Annotated in this window: 1 pseudogene; it reads right to left on the reverse strand. The window is 65.7% G+C overall.

Going from position 1 to position 3,187, the window contains the following annotated elements:
• Nucleotides 1-3,187: pseudogene (locus tag EN781_RS29400) on the reverse strand (kinesin); the annotation flags it as partial.

Here is a 3,187-nt window from a genome sequence, read left to right on the forward strand (position 1 = left end):
GGTGGTGTCCTCTGCACGCGCATGCAGGCGGCGATCGGCGTCCTCGAAGGCGCGCGCGATGTCCTCGGCCCTGGCGAGCAGGGCCGACGAGGTCTGTTCTGCGCGTTCGGCGATCTTGCGGTCGGCATCGCTGAAGGCCTGCCCCGCCTGTTCGTGCAGGACGCTGGTGACCTCCATGACCTTCTCGCGCAGGGCGCCGGCGACGAAGACCGCGCTCTTCTCCAGCACGTTGCGGACATTGTCGACGCCGGTCGACAGCGCACGTTCCATGGTTCCGGCGCGTTCCTCGATGATGCCGGTCTGCCGGTTGAAGGCCTGTTCGATCTTCTCGACATCGGCGGCGATCGATGCCGAGATGTCGCCGCTCCTGGCTGCGATCTGGTCGATATGGCCGGACAGCGAACGGTCGACGTCCTTGCGCGTGTCGACGAGCTTCGCCAGATCGTCTTCCAGCGCACGGGACAGCATGTCTCGGCCTTCGGCCAGCTTGCCAACATGACCGGCGATGATGTCGTCGATCTCGCTGCGGCCCGCGGCGAGCTTCTGCAGGTCCGCTTCCAGGGCGCGTTTGAGGATATCGCGACCCTCGGCAAGCTTCTCGACCTGGCCAGCGACCAGCCCGTCGATGCTGGAGCGGCTCTCGGCCAGCTTGGCGAGATCGTCCTCGAGCGCCTTGGAAAGCGCCGATCGATCCTGGGCAAGCCTGTCGCTGTGGCCCTGGAGAAGGCCGTTGACGTTCTCCAGATCGGCTTCCAGCACGCGTGCGAATTCCGCGCGGTTGTCGGTGAGTTTCTGCGACTGGTCGGCAATCGCGCTGCGGATCGTGTTGAGATCGGCTTCCAGGGCGCGCTTGAGGATATCGCGGCCCTCGGCAAGCTTCTCGACTTGGCCGGCGACCAGCCCGTCAATGCTGGAGCGGCTCTCAGCCAGCTTGGCGAGGTCGTCCTCAAGCGCCTTGGCCAGCGTCGAACGGTCCTGGACCAGCCGGTTCTGGTGATCGGCCATGATGCCGTTCACGTTCTGCAGGTCGTCCTGCAGGGCCTGCGACAGCGTCGAGCGATCCTGGACGAGCCGGTTCGTGTGATCCGCTATCAGGCTGTTGACGTTCTGCAGATCGGCTTCCAGGGCCTTGGATAGCTGGCTGCGCTCTTCCGCGACCCGCTCGGAATGACCGGCGATGGCGCCCTTGATCGTGCTGATATCGGCCTCGAGCGCGCGCTTGAGGATATCGCGGCCCTCGGCGAGCTTTTCGACCTGGCCTGCGACCAGCCCGTCGATGCTGGCCCGGCCCTCCGCCAGCTTGGCGAGGTCGGCTTCGAGCGTCTGCGACAGCAAGCTGCGGTCGTCGGCCAGCCTGACGGAATGACCCTCGATCAGGTTCCTGATGCCCGACAGGTCGCTCTCCAGCGAACGGCTGAGCTCACCCCTGTCTTCGGCGAGCTTGGCGGAGTGGGTCTCGATCAGGTTCCTGATGCCGATGATGTCGGTCTCGAGCGCCTTGGCAAGCACGGAGCGGCCTTCGCCGATCTTCTCGACCTGGCCGGCGACCAGCCCATCAATGCTGGCGCGGCTGTCGGCCAGCTTGCTGAGATCGGCTTCCAGGGCACGCGACAGAATGTTGCGCCCCTCGGCGAGCTTCCCGACATGCCCGGCAACCATTTCATCAATGATCGTACGGGCTTGCACGAGTTTTCCTGAGTCTTCATTCAAAGCCTGGGCAAGCCGGTTGCGACCCTCTTCGAGCTGCTCCAGATGGCTGCCGAGCGATGCGTCGATGGCGGCGCGCGATTCGTTGACCTTGCGCAGATCCTCTTCCAGCGCGCGAGCGATAAGGTTGCGGCCTTCCGCCAGCTTCTGCACCTGGTCGGTCACGGCTGCATCGATTCCGGCGCGGCTTTCGGCGAACGTCGCCAGGTCGGCCTGCATGGCGGCAGCCATGCGGTCACGGCTTTCCGAGAGCTTGCGGCTGTGGTTCTCCACCGCTTCCTCGATGCCGACGCGGGCATCCGCGAGCCGCTGGATGTCGCTGTCGAAGGAACGCGACACGACATGGCGGGCGGCTTCCATGCGGCCGGCGAAGTCGCTGGCGCGGGCCTCGAGCATGGAGGAGGTTGACGAGACGATGTCGGCCATGTCCGCGCCGATCTGGGTCTTGCCCTGGTCGATCATCGCCGACAGCTGGTCCTTGCTCTCGGCGAAAGTGTGGGCGATCTCGCGTGCGCGTTCGACCAGCGTCTCGTTGATCTGGCGCGCGCGCGCCTCGAGCGCGGCGTTGAGTTTCTGAGTGCCGGTGTCGAGCGCTTCGGCGCGGGTCTGGAATTCGCTGATCAAAGCCTGGCCGCGCTCGGCCAGCGTGCGCTCTATGCCGCTGAGGCTGTTTTCGAACTCGGAGCTCAGCGTGCGAGCGGCGCCGCCGAGCAGCGAAACCATGCCGCTGGTGCGGTCGTCGAGCAGGTCGGTCAGCGACCGGGTGAGGCCGTCGGTGGTGTCGGTCAGCTTGGCGATACGCGTATCGAGCAGGCTGGCGAAGGCCTCGCCCGAGGTCGACAGCCGGTCGGTGATCGTATCGAGCCGGCCTTCGACAGAATCGAAGATCGACATCGAGCTCTCGTTGATGCGGTCGATCAGCGTGTCGCCGGAATTGTTGATCGTCATCGACAGCTTGGTCGAGGCATTGAGGATCGAGTCGCGGATGATGTCGCTGGCCGAGCCGATCTCGTCCCTAAGCGTCTCATGCGCGCTGGCTATCGAGGCGCGGACGCGCTCGGCATGGGTGACGACGGCTTCGCGCTCGCTGCCGAGACCGTCGACCAGCGAGCGGATGCGGGCTTCGTTCTCCGAATAGGACCGCTCGATCTGGTTGACTTCGCTGTGCACCAGCGTTTCCAGCTCGACGGCACGCGCCAGCGTGCGTTCGATGCCTTCGCCCATCGCCGCCACCTCGCGGCGCACGGCCTGACCGATCATCATGACGCGGTCCTGGGCAAGGTTCTCCGGCTCGGCCAGGCGGAAGGCCACTTCCGTCATCGACTGCGCCGCAATGCGCATCTCCTGGGCCCGGCGCACCATCGCCGCGAACGCCCAGAACAAAATGACGGGGATGATCGCCGCGACCGCGAGGCCGATCAGCTCGGGGCGGGCGAAGAACTGGTCGACGGTGCGGATTTTCCAGATGCCCGGGCCGAAC

This window comes from Mesorhizobium sp. M4A.F.Ca.ET.090.04.2.1 (genome assembly GCF_003999085.1).
Taxonomy (GTDB): Bacteria; Pseudomonadota; Alphaproteobacteria; order Rhizobiales; family Rhizobiaceae; genus Mesorhizobium.